The 18,962-nt window shown below is 68.3% G+C and carries 8 protein-coding genes; 1 reads left to right on the forward strand and 7 read right to left on the reverse strand.

Going from position 1 to position 18,962, the window contains the following annotated elements:
• Positions 1–493: 493 nt before the first annotated feature.
• Positions 494–673: a WD40 repeat domain-containing protein gene (locus D457_RS0129120; RefSeq protein ID WP_017584193.1), complete on the reverse strand. Its 180-nt coding sequence runs from the start codon at positions 671–673 to the stop codon at positions 494–496.
• Positions 674–994: 321 nt separating this feature from the next.
• Here D457_RS0129120 and D457_RS0129125 point away from each other — a divergent pair, with 321 nt between their 5' ends.
• On the forward strand, positions 995–1,915 hold the full coding sequence (locus D457_RS0129125; RefSeq protein WP_017584194.1) for an NPCBM/NEW2 domain-containing protein: 921 nt from the start codon (positions 995–997) through the stop codon (positions 1,913–1,915).
• Between the two features lie 152 nt (positions 1,916–2,067).
• Here D457_RS0129125 and D457_RS0129130 read toward each other — a convergent pair whose 3' ends face one another.
• The 6 genes from D457_RS0129130 to pglX all read right to left on the reverse strand — a co-directional run bounded on the left by D457_RS0129130 (position 2,068) and on the right by pglX (position 18,647).
• The gene (locus D457_RS0129130; protein ID WP_017584195.1) at positions 2,068–4,101 is read right to left on the reverse strand and encodes a hypothetical protein; all 2,034 of its coding nucleotides are present in this window, start codon (positions 4,099–4,101) and stop codon (positions 2,068–2,070) included.
• A 219-nt stretch (positions 4,102–4,320) separates the two neighbouring features.
• Complete coding sequence (locus D457_RS0129135; RefSeq protein ID WP_017584196.1) at positions 4,321–6,477, reverse strand: DEAD/DEAH box helicase; 2,157 nt, start codon at positions 6,475–6,477, stop codon at positions 4,321–4,323.
• On the reverse strand, positions 6,474–7,799 hold the full coding sequence (gene brxD, locus D457_RS0129140; protein ID WP_017584197.1) for a BREX system ATP-binding protein BrxD: 1,326 nt from the start codon (positions 7,797–7,799) through the stop codon (positions 6,474–6,476). Before brxD ends, D457_RS0129135 begins: the two co-directional genes overlap by 4 nt.
• Before the next feature lie 2 nt (positions 7,800–7,801).
• Positions 7,802–10,768 carry a BREX-2 system phosphatase PglZ gene (gene pglZ / locus D457_RS0129145; protein ID WP_017584198.1) on the reverse strand — a complete coding sequence of 989 codons (2,967 nt, stop codon included), beginning with the start codon at positions 10,766–10,768 and terminating at the stop codon, positions 7,802–7,804.
• On the reverse strand, positions 10,765–14,568 hold the full coding sequence (locus D457_RS0129150) for a DUF6079 family protein (protein ID WP_026117148.1): 3,804 nt from the start codon (positions 14,566–14,568) through the stop codon (positions 10,765–10,767). The genes pglZ and D457_RS0129150 overlap by 4 nt, the downstream gene beginning before the upstream one ends.
• A gap of 365 nt (positions 14,569–14,933) precedes the next feature.
• Positions 14,934–18,647: a BREX-2 system adenine-specific DNA-methyltransferase PglX gene (pglX, locus tag D457_RS33705; protein WP_039832019.1), complete on the reverse strand. Its 3,714-nt coding sequence runs from the start codon at positions 18,645–18,647 to the stop codon at positions 14,934–14,936.
• Positions 18,648–18,962 lie beyond the last annotated feature (315 nt).

The raw sequence follows: 18,962 nt of genomic DNA on the forward strand, positions 1-18,962 counted from the left end.
GTGTTCTTCAGAGGCCGGTCGCTCTGTCCAGGCCCGGGCTTCCAGGACTCCTTCAGGACGCCAGTGAATTTCCTCGACCCTTTTCGCCCCGGGCAGGGAGCTGATTCCCAAGCCGGGCAGGGTGTTGACCTGAGGCTGTTCCTCCGTTGCCCCGAACTCCCACAGGCGCACGCTGCTGTTCTCCCCGACGGCGATCGATACGGGAGTCAGGCGACCAGGTGAAGACCGGATCGTCCCCGATCCAGAACCGTGGTGCGGTGGGGGTCGCGGCGACCTCATGCCAGGTGCCGGTGTCGAACACCAGAACCATGCTCACGTACTCGACGCGGGATTCCCCATCGTGGATGTCATCCGGGCCGTACCCACCGTTGTCGGGGAACCGGTTGCTCTTACCCAGGACCGCGAGCCAGCGGCCGTCGGGAGTCCACTGGCCGTCGTCCAGCGCGGCACCCTCGATGTCGATCCGGTGTTCCTCCCGCCAACCGTCGCGATATCAGATCCGCACGGAGGCGTCGTAGGCGCCGACCGTGGCCAGGCGCTCGCCGTCGGGAGACCAGGTCACCGCACGCACCGGGGCGCGGTGGCCGGTCAGCAGCCGTACGAGACGGGGGTCATCGGGTGCCGGTTCCGGCCCGCGCAGCGCCAACTGTACCGGGGACAGTACCCGTTCCATCCCGGCCTGCGTTCCATGCACTACATGCTCGCCACTCGCACACAGAAGCCCTTGTACCTGGGGCACTTGGGGAACCAGGGAACACCGCACCTGCGCCGCGTCCCGGAGGTTCTGTTGCGTCGGAGGCCGTGCCAAACCAGCTTCGCGGGCGCACGTCGAGTCCCGGAATTGCTCACAGAAGACACAGGATCAAAAAGGACAAACAGTGCCTTAATCCACCACAAGCACCATGAGAATCGAAAGCTACAATTATCAAGAAGCAGGCGATCAATCCCCCAATCCACTGGCACCTCAGGTCTCCGATCGACCATAATTTCCGGCATGAGACATGCGTTCTACCTGATAGCGACTGGGCTGCTCTGGCTACTGGCCACTTTGGGACTGATCGCATGGTTGCTGTGGATCGGTGGAGGCGCCACTGAAGCCTCTTCCTGGGAGTTCTTCTCCTGGGTCACCGCAACTCCGGTCGCCCTATTCATCGCTTGGTGCGCATTGGCCACCTTCTTGACTAAAGCGATCTTTTCTTCCGTCAAGATGGAGTCGTCCACCCCTTGGCCGCAGAGGCAGGTCAGCTGGTCCTGGGCTTCCATCGTGCTACTGGTATCGATTCTGCTCATCCTCGCTGCCGTCGCCGGTGGCGCAGCCCAACACTGGGCACTTCAAACCAAGGAGAGCCGAGCCGACGGGACCGATTCAGAGACGATCATCGCAGGTATTCCCACCCAGGAGCCCTCGGATTCTGCAGAGGGTGAGGAGGCCCCAGAGGACGAGGACGCGGAAGAGCCCGACCAGCGCTCAGAGGAGGCTAGCTCCGACGGCGGTTCAGCTTCGCCGACCTCCTCACCTGATTCCGCCCCCGAAGAGGAATCACTGTTGAAGCTTGAGACGACGACGTCCGGCCACCGGCAGGACTCCGGGACCATGCAGGTCGCCGGCGAGACCTATGCCCAGACCGTCTACCTGAAGGAATGCGTCCAGTGTTCGATGGAGTACAACCTGGGTAAGGACTGGACCACTTTCACGGCGCTGATCGGCCTGAGCAGCGACTCCCCAGAGGGTGCCCAGATCACTTTCCTGATGTATGTGGACTCAGGGGACGTCCTCAGCCACACGCTGTCACGCGGCGAAACCGAGGAGATCACCATCGACGTGGAAGGGGCCCAGTATCTGAAGTTGGAGGCCGAACGCGTCGGCCCTGCCCGTGGGGTCGCCGTGTGGGCTGACCCCACCGTGCTTCGCTGAACCGAGCACCGCACTTCAGAGCAGGGTGCCCGTGGCCGGTAGCTTCATCCATCAAGGTAGAACCGAGGAGTGAGAGCAAGCCAGAGGAATTCAAGTCCTGACGCCCGAGTGCCTGGGCCACCCTCGAGCGTCAGGCAGACCTACCTGAGCTGTCACCTGTCTCCGTCGCGGAAGGGCTCGTGAGCGGTGAAGAGGCGTGTCAGGATCCCATACACGGATCTGGCTCCCCGGTCGATCCCGTTGCGGTCGCACCACTCGATGATCGTCCGCCCCAAGACGACGGTACGTCCACTTGCCTCAGTGCCTCCGGGCGTCTGCTTCGTGCCAGCGACCGCCGCCACGAAGATCCGCATGACCGGTTCGAGCTTGGCCTCTGATTCCAGAACACAGGTCACCCACGGCCCGATCGCTACCTGTAAGGCCTCGTCGTCCTCCTGGTCGAGAAGCGATCGCCACAGGTCAGCGACATGACGTGTCATTCTGTTCCGGGGGTCGCCCGATGCGGATTCGATCATCAGCAGGAATTCGGGAACCCCGTCCTCGGCACGGGCCAGGCGATCGGTGACGAACCGGCGGGCGATCTCCCGCCGTTCGACCGGGACGCCCGAATGGCTCCATTCATCCACGATCGCCCGGACGACTGCGAACAAACCCTCTGTGTCCTCCGCAATCTCCGACAAAGCGCCGAGTGCGGCCTCCCGAGCCTTCCCGGACTCCGCCTGGGCCAGCCATTTGAGTCGGAAAAGCGCGGAGACGACGTCGTCCCGGCTGTAGGTGGCACAGGCTGTGGCCACCACGGCGGCATGCTCGTCCGTCTTCGGGTTCCTCGCCCACTCATAGAGTCTTCGACGCATTTTGCTGCCGAAGTCAGGCCAGGAAGCGACCTCCGCGGCAAGCCCGGCGACGGCCTTCCTGGGGGCTCTCCCCTTCATCCACTCGTCGAGCAGCCGGATCGTCAACCCGGGGTCGTTCCTGCGCAGGGCCAGACCGATCCACGCGTCACGCACGGCTTCGAGGCACTCCTCGGGGCGCTCCGCAGCGATGGCGTCGGTCCAGGCCAGCAGCTCCGGGTGGATCCGCGGGAGTTGGGACCACACGTAGTCGAGGACCGCGGCCGAGTACTCGGGTTTGGTGAACCGCACCCGGTCGTCCTCCCCGCGTTCGGCTCCGACGAGCCTGAACGTCGGTTCCACCCCGAGACCAGTGAGACCGCCCGCGTCACCCTTCTCGACCCGCAGCATCGGGGCCAGTGTGTCCGCGGCTTTGAGGACCTCCTCGCTGCCCAGCCCTTCCAGTGCGGCCACGGAAATGAGAACGATGCGGTTCCATGCTGCCTCGGGCCCGCCCCTGTGCTCCTCGAACCACCGGTCGAGTTCAGCTTTCCAGTCGCTGTAGATCCCGATGGCCTCGTGGACCCAGGCGTCGAAACTCCCCTGCCTGTCGCGTGCGGTGAAGGTCCTGAACCCGATGTTGGCCATACGGACCGCGTCCGTGGGGGACGCTTCGGCCATGAGCGTCTTGATCTCCGGCCAGCGCGGCAGCGCCTCGACACCCTTGGCACTGGGGAAGTACGCCAGATGCTTGGCGAGCACATCGATGGCGAGGGGCCGGTCGACCTCGAAGACCGGTGCTTCGGAGAAGGCGGTGTCGTAGGTTCCCGGCCGGGTGATGACGATCAGCGCGGAATCGACCCCCTCCAACTTCTGCCACAGCGCTCTGACGGCGTTGACCACCTGCGCATCCACGCTGCTCATCGTGGAGAGGTCGACGATGTAGCCCGCGCCCGGGATCGGTTTGGTCCTGCCCAGTCGGCTGTGCGGCGTCTCGTCCGGGTTGTCGTTGTCCTGACCGAACTGGACCTGGTGGACCTGGAGACCGCACGAGGTGTGCAGAGCGATCGCCGCGGTCTCCCGGCCGCTTCCTGGCTCACCGACCAGAACCCCCCACCGTGTGTTCCTGAAGACCCCGCGAAAACGCTCGTAGGCCTCCCTGGACGCCGGGTGGAAGGTGTCCGCCAGGTACTTCTGGTACTGCCAGCTCTTCTTCTCCGGCTCCAGACCCTCCGTACCGAACTGGTATACGAAGAGGTTCCCGTGCAGGTGGCCAAGCTGCACCATCTTGAGGAACTCGACCGGGTTGTTGAACACCGCGGAGTTGTTCACCAGCGCGGTCTCCTGCGCGACCATTTCCCTCCAGGTCTTTCGCTTGATCTACGCCTCAGCATGGGTGGCTGGTTTCCTCAGGTACGCCGCCACCACATTGAGCAGAACGGCGGAGAGCGACAGATCGTGCCGCCTGGAAAGCCTTCGCCGGGAGGGTGGGAGAGGACAGGCTGCTCATGGCTGTCTTTGGTGAAAATGGCGAGCGTCATGGGACCCTCGGAGTGGGGGTGGGTTTCTTCCAGACTAAAGCTGAACGAAACGAGTGGGTTCCTTCAGAAGAGCTCTCGCGCCCTCGATGTCGGCCAGCCTCGCGGACAGGGTGCGTTCGGCGAGGTGTTTGGGGAGGGCCGCGTTGAACTTCAGTCCGTCCAGGGCGCGGGTGGAGACCTCGGGGAGGGTGACGCGTTCCTGGGCCGCCTGTTTGGCGGCGGCCCAGGTGTGCGGGTCCAGTTCGGCGTTGAGCCGCAGGCAGGCGTCGGTGGGCTGTTGTTTGGGGTCGGCGGCGCGGCCGAGGGTGGCGGCCAGGGTGAGGTTGGCTCGGGCGCCCGCCCAGGTCCACCAGCGCAGGTCGCCGTTGGTGGCGCGGACGATGACCGTGCCGCCGGGGTGGACCAGGTCCAGGTGGTCCTCGCGGGCCTCGGCCAGAGCCTTCACCGCCCGCTGGGTGAGCCTGACCTTCGGGTCCGTACCCAGGAGCACCTGGCGGACGGCGCGAGTGAGGGCGAAGAAGGAGCCCAGGTGGCCGCCCGAGTCCCACTTGGCCTTGCCGCCCCCGCCTTCGACCGGTTCGACCTGGCAGCGCTGGCGGCGCCAGTCCACCCAGGTGGCCGCCCAGGTGCGCCCGGCGAGGAGCAGGCGGCGCGGCCCGGCTTCCTTCTCGTCGGCGGCCAGCAGCGACGGGTCGACCCGGCCGATCTCGGTGCGGCCGTGCAGGGCGGTGAACTGGGGCGGCGCGGTGAAGACGCTGGTGAGCTCCATGAAATGGCGGTGGCCGAAGCGCTTCTCGGCCTCGGGGCCGATCATCATCAGGCCGCCGTCGAGGTCGATGAACCCTTCACGAATCAGGTGGGCGGCGATGGGTACGCCCTGGTGGAAGGGTTCCAGGTCGCCCCACCACTCGGGCCACAGCCGCTCCCCCACCTCGGGTTCCTGCAGGCACAGGGCCAGCAACTGCTGGGCGACGATGTGCCGGGGTTCGGGGGTGGGGGTCACCGGTTCCACCCAGTGCTGGCCCCACAGGTGCAGGAGCGCGGCGGCGTCCAACAGCCCGGCCTTGTCCACGGCGAGGAACAGGCAGTTGCGGGCGCTGCCCTGCCTGCGCCCGGTGCGGCCGATGCGCTGCAGGAAGGAGGCGACCGTTCCCGGTGCGTTGATCTGGATGACCCGGTCCAGGTCACCCACGTCGATGCCCAGTTCCAGGGTGGAGGTGGCGACGATGACACAGTCGCGGGCCTCGGCGAAGGCGGCTTCGGCACGGCGACGCTCGTCCAGGGCCAGGGAGGCGTGGGACAGGAAGGTGGTCACCCCGAACTCGCGCAGGGCGTGGCCGAGTTCCTCCACGTACTTGCGCGAATCGCAGAACACCAGACGTTTCTCGCCCTGGTGCAGGGAGGCGATGACCTTGGCGGCGTTGCGCAGCGAGCCCACGTAGTCGAGTTCGACCTCCCCGGGCGGGGGATCCTCGGGGATGTGCCCGGCCTGGGGCAGTCGTACCCCGGGGGCGATCACCCGGCCCGGACGTTTACCCGCCTGCGATCCCTGCAACCAGGTCAGCAGTTCGTCGGGGTTGCCGACGGTCGCGGACAGCCCCACCCGCTGGATCGGCCGCCCGGCCACCCTGCCGAGGCGTTCCAGGACGGCGAGCAGGTGCCAGCCGCGGTCGTCCCCGGCGAAGGCGTGCACCTCGTCCACCACGATGCCGTGCAGGTTCTTGAAGAACGCCCGGTGGTCGACCTTGGTGCTCACCAGCATCGATTCGAGGGACTCGGGGGTGGTGAGCAGGATGTCGGGCCGGTTGCGCAGGATGCGCTGACGCCCGGCCGAGGACACGTCACCGTGCCAGAGTTCGGCGGTGCGTCCCATCCACCCGGCGTAGGCCTGGGCCCGGGGCAGCAGGTTGTTGAGCAGCGCCTTGATGGGGCACACGTACAGCAGTGACAACCCCTCCCCCGCCCGACCCGCCATCGTGGTCAGCAGGGGAAACAGCGCGGCCTCGGTCTTGCCGCCGGCTGTGGGGGCGAGCAGGATCGCGTCGTCCCCGTCGATGAGCGGGGCCAGCGCCTCCCGCTGCAGGGGACGCAGCCCCGGCCAGCCCAGGGTGTTGACCACGTGGTGGGCCAGGGTGGGGTGGAGCAGGTCCAGGCTGCTGGGCCCGGGGCCCGCGGCGGGGGTGGGGCTCACAGGTCCAGTTCCACCTCGTCGGCGCTCGCGGCTCTTTGCACGTGGACGGACCGCTCGACCTCGGTGAGTTCCTGGCCGGTGACGGTGAGACTGTAGTGCTGCCGGGGATCGAAGTCGGGGTTCTGGTCGACGCGATCCATCACGTCGACGAGTTTGCGCAGGTACAGGCGGGGCGCGATGCCGACCCTGCCGCCGAGTTCGCCCGCCACCGCCTCGGCGAAGCCGACCAGGTAGCCGTCGTCGACTCGCTCGCGCACCCGCTGGGGGTCGTCCGCGCCGTCGGCGTACAGCTCCCGGACCTTCAGCCCCAGCTCGTGGAGCTTGTCGGCGTCGAATCCGCCGAGGCGGATCTGGGCGGCGTACAGGTTGTCGTGGCGCGGGTCGGCCAGGAAGTCGGTGTGCAGCCGCTGGGCGAGGGGGGCCAGGCGCTGCACGCCCTGCGGCCCGTCGAAGAAGGCGGGGGTGCCGGTGATGACCAGGTACAGCCCCGGGAACTGCCGGTTGGCGATCTCGTCGAGGAGCTGGCGCAGGGCGTTGAGGCCCTTCTCCCGGGTGTCGGTGCGCGCCCGTTGGAGGGTCTCCAGTTCGTCGAGGACGACCAGGAGCCCGGGGTGGCCGCAGTCGCGCAGCAGCACGAGCAGCCCCTTGAGCGCGGCGAGGGCACCGAAGTGGTCGAGGTCGCCCTTGATCCCGGCGTAGCGCTTGGCCGCCGCGGCCACGTTCGGCTGGCCTCCGAGCCAGGCGATGAGGGCCTCGGCGACGGCGTGTTCGCCCTCGGCCTGGGCCCGGTGGTAGCCGCGCAGCGCGGCGGCGAAGGAGGGGTTGGCGCTGGCGACCTCGGCAAGGCGGCGTTCCAGCAGCGCGCCGACGGCCTCGTTGAGCGCCTCCTCGTCGCTGTCGTCGACCTTGCCGTCGGCGACGACATCGCCCTCCAGCGAGTAGAACCAGTTGTCGACGATCTCGCGCAGGGCGCTGGGCGGCTGGGTGGCGGTGGAGAGCCGTTCGGTGAGGCGCCGGTAGACGGTCTCGAGCCGGTGCAGCGGGGTCTCGGTCTCGGAGATCTGGATCTCGGTGACCGCGAAGTTGGCGCGTTTGGCGCGTTCTGCGAGCCAACGGACGAAGAAGGTCTTGCCCGAGCCGTACTCGCCGCGCACGGCCTTGAAGTCGGCGCCGCCCGAGGCGGCGTTGCCCAGCTCCTTGTCCAGGGCGTTCTCGAACCGTTCGAGGCCGACGGCGAACAGGTCGAGGCCGCTGTGCGGGACGGTGCCCCGGCGCAGTGCGCCGACGACCTCTGCGCGGCGGGCCGTACTGACAGGGTTCACGCTCAGCCCTCCTCGGGGAACTGCTGCCGGAGCAGCGCGGTGTTGAGTTCGACGCTGCGGTCGCCGTCGGTGAGGGTGAGGACGGGGTAGGCCTCGACGTTGAGGATCTTGCCCACCATCTTGAGGTGGCGCACGGCCCGCGGGTGGCTCTCGGGTCCGCCCGAGGCCCGGGAGGCGGCGCTGACGGGCAGCCGCGGGTGGGTGCCACCCGCGGCTTCGAGGGCGTCGATGAGCGCGGCGACGTGTTCGGGGGCGGGCGCCTTGGGCACGCGGGCCTGGCTCGCGGCGAAGACGGGTGAGGCGACGGTCCTGGCGCCCAGGCCGCGCGGGGCCACCGCGTCCTCCCCGAACAGGGCGGGGGTCTGCTCGGGCACGGCCTGCTTCCTGCGGGCGCGCGGGGCGGGCTTGGCCTCGCCCGGCGCGCCGGGGCGCGGCGACCGGCCCCGCGCGGGCTCGGAGTCCGGTGAGGTCTCCTTCGTCCCTTCCAGCGCCTGGGTCCACCAGACCGGTTCGCGGTCGGGTGCGTCGAGCCGCTGCCAGCCGTCGGGGACCTGGTCCTCGGACCGGCCTCCGCCGAGCCGTCCGGAGTCGAGGACGGGCACGAACACCAGCACGGGGATGACCATCTCGGCGGCGGAGAACCCGCCGTGGTAGCCCTCCTTGCGGTCGGTGTAGCGGATGTCCTCCCGGTAGGGCACGACGAGGGTGTCACCGCCCTCCAGCACCCGGTCGCCGGCGGCGAGGACCTCGCCGTCGCCGGGTTCGCCGGTGCGGTAGCGGGCGGACTCGCCCGGCTGGGTCTTGACGGCGTCGCCGCGGTCCCACACGTGGCCGTGGTCGGAGGTGAGCACGACGGGGCGTCCGGCGCGGGCGGCGGCGTCCAGCAGCGATCCGAGCTTGCCGACCTGCCGGACCTGCCAGGTGGCGGCGTCGATCTCCCTGCCGCGCGAGAGCGCGTCGTCGATGGTGTTGAGCACCACGCCCACGACCTTGTCGGCGGTGTCGATGTCCTGCTGGACGGCGGCGGGCAGGTGGAAGCCCGCGCCGACCTCCAGGTCGCGCTGGTGGTGGAGTACGGCCCGGCGGCCGCCGAACTCGGAGCTGCCCCACAGCGCGACGAACCCCGCCCGTTCCCGGTCCTGCTTGCCCGCGACGAGCCTGCCGGTGAGGAGGGCGGCCCGGGAGCAGTTGGTGGTGGAGGGGACGGTGGCGAGCGCGCCCTCGCGCCCGCCCGGCCTGCCTCGGCCCGGGGCACGGACGATCTCGGTGAGGCGTCCGCCGGCGTTGACGTCCTCGGCGATCTGCACGGCGACCTCGACGCTCATGCCGTCCAGGACGACGATGAGCGGCGCCGGGTCCTCTGCCTTCCCGGCCAGGGGGAGGGCGATCTGCTGTTGGAGGTTCTCTGCGCGCAGCAGGGTGTCGGAGGGGACGTGCCCGCTGTTCCACCGGTTGAGGGCGGCGGCGAACGCGGCGTCGACCTCGGCCCGCCACCAGCGGGTCCTGCGGTAGAGCACGTCCAGGGCCTGAGCGAAGGCGGGGACGTCGCTGCGGTGGTGCCAGATGGCCGAAGCGGCGCGGTCGACCCACCCGGTGTGGTGCACGTGTGCCTGGAGCCAGCCGCGCGCGGTGGTCGGGGTGTCGGCGCCCAGGGGTGCGTCGGCGGTGGCCAGGGCGAGGCGGCGCAGGAGCCGCACCGCGTCGGTGGCGGCCCGCCCCTGTTCCTGCTTGGCGCGTGCGCCGTGGCGGCGGTGGTCGCGCAGGCGCACCAGCGCCGTCTCGGCCTCGCGCACGTCCTGCGGCTGGGGCAGGCCGTCGGCGGTGTCCTCGCCCAGGGCGAGGGTGATCTGGCGGCCCAGGTCGGCCAGGCGGGTGTGCAGTCCCGCGTCGAGGAGCCGGCTGGCCTGTGCCACGGGAGCGGCGTCGAGTTGGAAGAGGAGTTCCTCGGTGCGGCGGACGGTCTCGTCAGTGTGGTCGTCCTCGGTGCCGTCGAGCATGCGCAGCAGGGCGGCGGTGCAGGCGCCGGCGAACTCCTTCAGGTGCTCCGGCGCGGGCTGGTTGGCGCCGAAGTAGCGCTCCTGGGCCCGGATGAGGGCGTGCTGGGCGGCGGGCGTGGCCTGGGCCCCCGCTCCGCCGGTGCCTGGGTCCGCGGCGTCGGCGAGTTCGGCGAGCACCAGGCCGACGGGGATGGCGTCGAGGGCGTGGCCGCGGTCCAGGAGTGTGAACAGCACGCGCGGAACCGCGCCGAGTTCGGTCTCCAGCGCCGAGCGCAGGTGTTCGCTCTCGGCGTCGGGCAGGTGGGTGAAGGCGGCGACCGAGGCGGGGTTGCGGGTCCACTCCAGCAGCGCCGCGCTGTCGACCTGCTCGCCGGGGTCGCGGCCGAAGCGCGCGGACACGGCGATGGACAGGGCTTGTTCGAGCTTGAGCACACCGGTGCCGAGTTTGAGCTGGTGGGTGGCGCGGATGCTGCGCAGGGTGTCGGCGAGCCAGCTCCAGGTGCCCGAGTACAGCCGGGGGTCGACGCGGGTGACCTTGAGTTCGGAGCGCAGCAGCTCCCAGTTGTTGAGGCGCATGACCTCCTCGCCCAGGAAGCTGCCGAGGAGGGTCTCGCCGAGGTCGGACGCTTCGAGGGGGGTGAGCACCACGAGGTGGTCGATGTCGTCGCCGAGACCGCTGAGCGCGTGCACGACGGCCAGGACGCTGTCGGCGGCGGCCACGCGCACGGTGACCTCCCGGGTGGTGCCGTCGCTGGTGTCGATGCTCAGCGGCAGGGTGTCGGGGCCGTCCCAGTGCGGGTCGGCGGACAGGGCCAGGGCCCGGGCCCGCGAGGACGGGTGGCCCTTGTCCACGCGCCGCCGTTCGGCGTCCAGGGCGCGTTCGAGGGCGTTGGCGACGGCTTCGGCGTTGACCCGGCCGAGCGCGGCGGCGGGGCGGGTGCGGCCGGTGCTGTGGGGGGCGGTGGTGCTCACTCGGCCTCCCGGATGGTGATCTGGATGCTCTTGCCCTCGGGGATGTCGAGCCGGGCGCGCAGTTCGGCGACGACGGAGTCGACGTCGGCGCCGGGGGTGACGGTGATCCACGGCTGTTCGGCGGGCACGGGCAGGGTCGGCTCGTCGGCGAGGGTGACGCCGGGGCCGGGCGAGGCCCCGGTGGCCTCGGGCCGGGCGGGCTGCGGTGGGGCGGGTGCGGGCCTGGCCGGTGCCTTGCGGACGAGCAGCGCGGTCACGGCGCTGTCGGCGGCGCTGATGGCGGTGGCGAGCTTCTGGCTGCTCTCGTTGCGGCGGGCGGCCTCCTGGAGCTGGTCGAGGATGCGCGCGGCCTCGCCGGACTTGTCCCCGCCCTCCTGGATCAGGGTGTCCAGGGAGCCGAGTAGTTCCCACTTGGCGGCGGACAGGGCCTGGGCGAGGTTGCCCGCGCCCGCCATGCCGATGCGGTACACGCCGCCGTCCTCGGGCAGCTCGGCGTGGGCGAGCGCGTTGACGAGCGCGGTGTCGTCGGCCAGGCCGCCGAGGCGGCCCAGGAGTTCGTCGGTGGCGCGCGCGGTGACCAGGCGCGGGGCCTGTTCGTCGAGGCCCAGGACCCGGGCGTGCCTGGTGAGTTCGCGCAGCAGGTGTTCGTTGCCCGAGCGCAGCCGGTGGGCCTGCTCCTTGAGCTGTTCGGCCAGGCGCTGCACGGAGCGGGCGCTGAGCAGGGGTTGGGCGGGCAGTCCGAAGATGCGCTGGGCGCGCTCGTTGGCGCGCTGGAAGTCCTCCTCGGCGGGCAGTTCCTGGCGACGCAGCACCATGTCGCCGGACAGGCGCCCGATCTCGGCTCCGGTGTAGCGCTTGCCCGCCCGGATCCAGGCCCGGTCGCTCTGGACCGCGTAGACCATGACGAGCAGGTCGACGATGTCCTCGGGCAGCCCCTGGCCGTCCTCGCGGGCGCGGATCCACGCCTTGATCTCGTCGACGCGCACGTCGGTGCTGGTGGGCCGGTTGACCTTGAGGAAGCGGTCGATCTCCTGGCGCCACTCATCGCGCAGCACGAACACCTCGCTGACGGTGGCGATGCGCAGCGGCTCGGCGACGCGCTTGAGCACGGCCAGGTCGGTCTTGGGCGGCTCGTACCGGTTGAGCCGGTCGGCCTTGGCCTCCTCCACGGCCTTGAGCACGGCGGACAGGTCGGTGCGGCGCAGCGGCGTCCTGCCCTTGCCGCTGGACAGGTCGGGGTGCTCGGGGTAGAGGCTGTCCAGGAGCTTGTGGGTGACCCGCTCCAGCGCGGCGGGGAACTGGCTGCCGGCCTCCAGGGCGATGGTGAGCCCGTCGGGCAGCGGTTCGATGTGCGGTTCGGCGCGGGCCCCGTAGTCGGTGCTGTCGGGGTCGACCTCGGCCAGGCCGTAGGCGCCGCGCAGCAGGGCGGTGAGCTGCGTGACGAGCTGGCTGCGCTGGTTGTCGAGCTGGGCGCGGGCCTCGCGGCGGTCGTCGCTGCTCCAGTCGGGCGCCTTCTCCTCGATGACGTCGGGTTCGAGGAGGTAGTCCATCATGAGCACCCTGCGGGCGTCCTCCAGCCTGCCCGGGGACAGGAAGGTGGGCAGCCATCCCACGGCGGGTACGGGCCCGCCGAACTCCTCTCGCAGGTCCTGGATGCGGCGGCGGTCGTGGGAGGGGTCGTGGTGGCTGTCGTCGAAGGGGTAGTCGACGACCACCCTGACGGCGTTCTCGGCGAGCGGCGTGAACGCCTCGCGCCCGAGGTCGTCTGTGGAGCGCACGTTACCGAAGACCAGCTCGACGACGCGCCGGGTGCCGCGCCAGACGGCCTCGGCGCGTTCGGCTCCGGGCTCCAGGCCGAACTGCTCCCACAGCAGCTTGTGGAAGAGGCGGCGCAGGGCGTGGTCGTTGGCGGCCTGGTAGGCGCTGCGCATGAGGGACTCGGTGTCCACGCGCAGCAGGTTGAGGGACACGGTGGGGTTGTCGGTCTGGGCGCCGACGCGCACCTCACCGAACTGGGCGGCCATGTCCTGGAAGAACTTGGTGGCCGCGGCGACGTCCTGGCGGGGGCGGCGGGCCTTGACGATGCCCTGGTTGAGGGCCATCGCCCGGTCGACGGTGAGGTCCTTGAGCGCGGGCACGTTGGGGGTGAGGGCGCTCAGCAGCAGGGTCTTGACGAGCAGGTCCTCGCGGCGGAACGGCGAGCGCACGTCCAGGGCGGCGACCGCGGCCTCGGTGGTCTGGTTGCGCTCCAGCAGCCAGGGGCGGACCCTGTTGCGGTAGAAGGTGCTGATCTTGGCGTACTCGCCGCTGAGGTGGTCCTTGAAGGGCTTGTCCTCGCCCTCGATGAGCACGTCGAAGACCGACCCGAGCGGCACCATCTGCCCGACGGGCAGGGTGTCGCGGTGGTTGACCAGCAGGTGGAGGAGGAGCTTGATGGCGCTGCGCTGCCGCTGCAGGGCGTAGGACATGTCCACCATGACGTGCAGCAGGGCGGGGCTGAACGGGTAGAGGGCCCGGAAGTCGTCCCAGGTGCTGGTGTCGGCGCCGCCCTGGCTGTCGAGGAGGGTGTCGCGCACCTCGGCGCGGCTGTTGCGCATGCGTTCGAAGGCGGCGTCGATCTCGGCGGCGGCCTGGTCGCCGAGCGGCCGGATGAGGCGGTGGCGGACCACCTCGGTGAGGTTGGCGTCGGCGAGCTTGACGTGGCCGAAGCGGCCGTCCCAGTAGCTGATGGTCTGGGAGATGCCCTCGGTGCCGCCGCCGAGGCCGACCAGGTCGCGCAGGTCGCGCTGGCGGGGCACGAAGCTGATGATGGGCGCGGGCCGGTCGCTGTGGGAGGACTCCACGAGCTTGGAGATCTTCTGCACCTCGCTGCTGATGCGGCCCTCGTCGCCGATGAAGGCGGTGAAGCGCAGGATCAGCTCGTCCAGGAGCAGGATGACGCCGTCCACGCCCAGGTACCGCTTGGCGTGGCGGCTGATCGCGGACAGGCCCTCGTCGATGCTGACGTAGGCGTTGCTGGCGTCGCCGACGGCGTCGGCGTAGCGCTTGAAGGGTCCGCCGAGCAGGGCGCTGACGAGTTCTTCGCGCAGGGTGCGCTCGGCGGGGTCCTCGGTGTCGGGGTGGACGGCGAACGCCTGGTCGAGGGTCTGGGCGGTCCACGCCGAGGGGCCCGCGAAGGTGCCCCACACGTCGGGGTCGTCGCTGCCGGTGCCGGAGCCGCGGACGGGGAGCTGCGCGATGAACGCCTCGTCGCCGAGGGAGGCGCGCTGGGCGCGGGCGTCGTCGAGGAGTCCGTCGGCGCGGTAGACGGCGGGGACGGGCGCGTTCGGGAACTGTTCGCGGACCTGGCGCACGTAGCCGCCGAGGATGTTGGCCTCGATGGACACGGTCTGTTCGACCATGTGCGCCTTGACCTCGATGAACTTCTTGTCCGCGAGCCAGGTGTCGTGCTTGACGAGGATGTCGCCCAGGCCCCGCTTGTCGCGGGCGGCGGGGTGGTGGTCCAGGACCGCGGAGAGCACGGCGAGGAAGTGGCTCTTACCGGCGCCGAAGGATCCGTGCAGGTAGGCGGCCTGGGACTTGTTGTCGGCGACCGAGGTGCGGATGGTCTCCAGGGCCTGGTCGAAGCATTCGGCGAGCTGGGGGGTGACCACGTACTGGTCGATGGCCTGGGCCTGGCGGGTGGAGGTGCTCTCGGTGAGCTTGACGACCAGATCACCGTCCTGGACCGACTGTGGGATGTCGATCAGGTCACTGATCACTCGGCTCTCGCCGCCCGGAGCGGGGGAAGGAGTCGTCATCGCCTGGGTGCGCCTTTCTGCCTTCGGTGCGGCTGGAGACCGTGCGCAGCCGTGGTGGGGGCGGATGCGCCGGAGCGGGCGCCCCGGTGGCCGGGACACGGTTCCAGGTGGTGTGCCAGGAGTTCCAGCCTATGCCCGCACAGTGACATCGGAAGCTCGCTGAGCAGTGGCTTGCAAGCCGGGAGACGGGTCGTGCGCGGGTGGCTGGAGTACCTGGCGGTGGGGGTGTGCGGTCGGTGACTGGTAGGGGTAACGGGTGGGACGGCTGATGGTCGGTGCGGGTTGACAGGTTGCGGTGTGCGAAGGCGGGTGCGTCCCGGGCCGAAGCGCGGCTCCGGCCCGGGAAAGGGGTGCGGGGTGAGGGCCTACGCCTTCTTGGCTCGGCCCCGCCTGGGCGCGGACGGGCGCCATTCGGTCATCTGCGAGTCGGTGATGCCGGTGGCGTCGCGCAGCTCGGTGAGGTCGGTCTTGAGGTGGTCGGCGGGGGTTTCGCCGTATTCGTCGGTGTCGGTGTGCCACTGGGCGACCCAGGGCAACAGCTCACGGAGCCCTGCCAGGAGCGGCACCACCTGGTCGCGGGTGTCGTCGTCCTTGCCCCAGCCGAGTTCCTCGAGGCGTTCGTGGGCGAGGGTGCCCAGGGCGTCGGCCTGCTGGGCGTGGTCCCAGCCCGCCCAGCCGAGGAGGAGGGTGGGGTCGGCGTCGGTCTCGGCACCGACGTAGGAGACGAAGCGCTCCTTGGGCACGTCGAGCCTGCCCCGGTTGGACCAGTACTCGGCCTTACGGAAGTCGGCTGAGGTGTACTTGGGCGGGACGGGGATGTCGAGGCGGTGTTCCTTCTCGCCCTCGGCGAGGTCGGCGTTGAGCCGGTCCTCCTCGCGCTGCAGGCCCCACACGTGCTCCCAGTCGGCGCGCTTGCGCAGGCCGGAGTCCTTGTAGCGGAGTGCGGCGAGGTAGGGCACGTGTTCGGTCTTGACGATCTCGGCGATGACGTCGGCGAAGTCCTTGCCGGAGTCGTAGAGCGCGGCGACGTCGGCGGCCTCGGGGAAGAGGTCGCGGACGCGGTTGGCGAGGACTCGGACGGAGAGGGGGCGGGCGCGCTCGTCGCCGTAGTTGTCGGTGGTGAACCACAGACGACGGTCCTCGCACTTGTCGAGGAGCCAGGACTTGAGGGCAGCCTTCTCCTTCTTCTCCCAGGGCTCGGATTCCCAGCGGCGCTTGTACTCGGGACGTTCGAGGAGGTTGATGTTCTTGTCGGACTCGATGAGTTCGATGCGCTTGGCGACGATCTTCTTGTAGGCGTCGGGCCAGTGCTCGGGGATCTCGGTGATAGGAATGGACCGGTGGCGGTCGAACCATGCTCCAAAAGCAGGGTCATCAGCCATCCTGCGAGCAAGCACAATCTCGAAAGCCCGCTCCCCCAGCTTGATGGGCGGGATCACAGAGGTCTCGGGAATGGTCAACTCCGCGAACTGGGCGTCGGTGACGAGGCCGTAGCGGTGGTAGACATCCCAGTCGAGTTCTTCCTGGAGCGCGATCATCCGCTGGCGATTGGCAGTGCACTCCGCGTGGGAGTCCTTTAGAAGGTCAGCGGTGGGAGCGTTGAACTTGATAAGAGCGGCAGGCTCCAGAGAGGAGAGCTTCCGAGCAAGAGAGTCGATCTCCCTCGACCGCGCGAGAGGAAGCTCACGAGGCAACGGAAATTCCTTTATTTTAGTTCCAGTGAACTCGAAGTATTCCTCCCACTCCCAACGCCCGGTTGACCTTTCACCACCCCTGTTCCCCTTGCCCTGACTCACCTGCTTGAGCCAAAAGCATGCCGACGATGAGTTCAGCATTCCTAGCAGTTCCAGGTGCCGATCCTCCGTGGCCCCCTCCGGCAGCTTGATCACCGGAGCCGAACGATTGAAGACTTTTCCACCCCGATCCAACACGAAGTGATTATGCGTCGCCACAAACGCAAACGGAATGGAGAGAGAAGTCCTGTACCTTTTCGGAAAGAACATGCTGTGATCAAACCAGCGCAGCCCTCGACTCTCAGGCGTCTTCCCGAAATCGACCCGCTTGCGCAGAACCTCGCGGTTTCGCCAGTAGAACCTCTCCTCCAAAGAGGAAAGCTTACGAGGCAACCCATTTTCATCATATGGAAACATCGCCCCGATCGAGTGCGATACCAGATAATCGCGGACACCGTCTCCCAAGACGACAGGGACGCTAGAGCCACCAAGCCTTCTGGTGTTCAACCCTGAAGCCAGACTGTAGAATGCCTCATCCAGCCCTGTATGAGTGGTCCGACCGATGACATCAAGGCAATCCGCCAGGAGCCCGGGGGCTTCCTCCATGGATTCCATTAGGTCCCCAGCACCACCACCAGCCAGGCTCCACGGATGCTCCTTAAAATCATCCCACGGGAAATCTCCGACACTTACCCATTCAGATTCCGAGGCCCCAGCTTTACCCATTTGCTCAACAACTGCCGACCACACCAAACCCTCAGCAGGAATCTCGAGCTGCTCAGGCTCCCCTCGAATCCCCAGAGCAGCACGCACATACCCAGAAGGCGAAGGTAGCACGTTACGGCCTAGCAGGATCACAGTCGGCGTGCCATGACCAGGGATATAAGCGCCAGAAGTATCGATGACATGTGTCAAGCGAACTTCATTTCGGAAAAATTGCTCAATCAGCTTCTTACCGAACTCACGTTTCATGAAGGAGTTGGCTGTGATTTGACCAACAAATCCAGCACCCACCTTGTCGCCACCAGCTCGCCGCGCCAACCCGAAGAAGCGCTCAGCAAAAGGAACCGATAGAGCATATGTCCCAGAACAAGTCGAGTAGCATTCCCGGTAGTTCTGGTTCTCCTGCTTATCCTTCACCGTAATGTACGGAGGGTTCCCCACAACCGCGTGGTAGCTCGCCATCCCCAGGAGGTCATACTCCCGCTCGTATTCCCCCACGTCCTCCGTGGCGTAATAATGCACCTCGTCAAAGAGAGTCCTCTGAACACCAGGGGCACCCCTCCCATGCAACAGAGAGTCGCCAGCCGCAACAACGATCGGCCACTCAGGGTTGCTCGCGTTCAGGACAGCGACTCCACCCTCCTTCATCGCGGCGATGAGCAGGCGGAATCGGGCGATGGCTACCGCGTAGGGATTCTTGTCGGCTCCGTGGACGCTACGCAGGCTACGGTTGATCAGGTCCCAATCGGAGGCCCCAGGCTCAGCTTCGCGCCACTTGTTCAGCAGTCGATGAAAGGCACCCAGAAGGAAGTGGCCTGATCCGCAGGTCGGGTCGATGAGTCGGAACCCGGCGCTCTCCTCCTGGTAGATCCTGTTCCCATCAAGGCCAAACTCCTTGATAGCGGGTTCCAAGGTGTAGTCGAGGATGAACTCCTCAACGAACTCAGGAGTCTGGAGCAGCGCGTACTTCTTCCGCGTCGCCTCAGACAGCTCCTGGTACAGGTCACCGAGGAACCGGGTGTTCCACTCGGAATCCGTAAAGTCGTGGACGAGGTGGCCGTCCTCCCCCACCTGGCGCCAAAACTCGATGAGCTGCTTGGCTGCCTGGTGAGACGGAGTGATCGTCCACATGGGGTTGTGCTTCTTGTCGAACAACCCGGCCATGACAGACGACACGCTCATCTGCTCGAAGGCGTGCTCCAACCAATCCCGGTCGGTCCGCTCCGGCGCGTCGGGGTTCTCGCTCCGTCCGCGAAGGACCCAGGCTTCCTTCAATTCCTGGGCGACGCCATACCGGTCGCGCTCGTCCTTTGGGCCTGCGATGAAGGGCTGTTCGAGGAGGCCGTTGTCCTCGCAGAAGCGCACGAAGACCGTGGACAGCACCCACGCCACCGCAGCCTGGGTGATCTGGTCTTCCCGCCACTCACCCTCGGCGATGGCGGTCCGCTCAGCGTCTCGAGCCTTCTGGTACTCCCGCTTGAGGTAGGCGTTGAAGCTCTCCGGCTCACCCGATGGCCCTACACCCTTGATCGCGGTTGGGTCCTGGCCTCGTTCCCGTAGATCGTCCTCAAAGAGACTCACCTGCTTCTGGAGGTCCTTGAGCAGCTTCGTCTGATCGACCACGGGGGCTCCAACAACACCAGAGGGACGGGGTACCTCTTCATTCTCACTCGTGGAAGCGCGTGGTCACACCGGAAACCGCCTCCCGTGGGACGCTGCGGCCCGTCAAGTGACCAAAGTCCATGAGTGGGTGCCGACCACCCTGGCGGACAGTCGGCACCGACTCCGGGCCGCTCAGCCGTGGACGAGGAGCTTCCCCAGCAGGCCGGTGAGGGCTCGGGCGTCGGGAGCCTCGGTGAGTCCGTTCGGCCCGGCGACCCAGTAGGAGAGCGTGGTGGGTCGGGCCGAGGCGCGGTATCAGGATCACTCCTGACCCGT

The organism is Nocardiopsis valliformis DSM 45023 (assembly GCF_000340985.1).
GTDB lineage: Bacteria > Actinomycetota > Actinomycetes > Streptosporangiales > Streptosporangiaceae > Nocardiopsis > Nocardiopsis exhalans.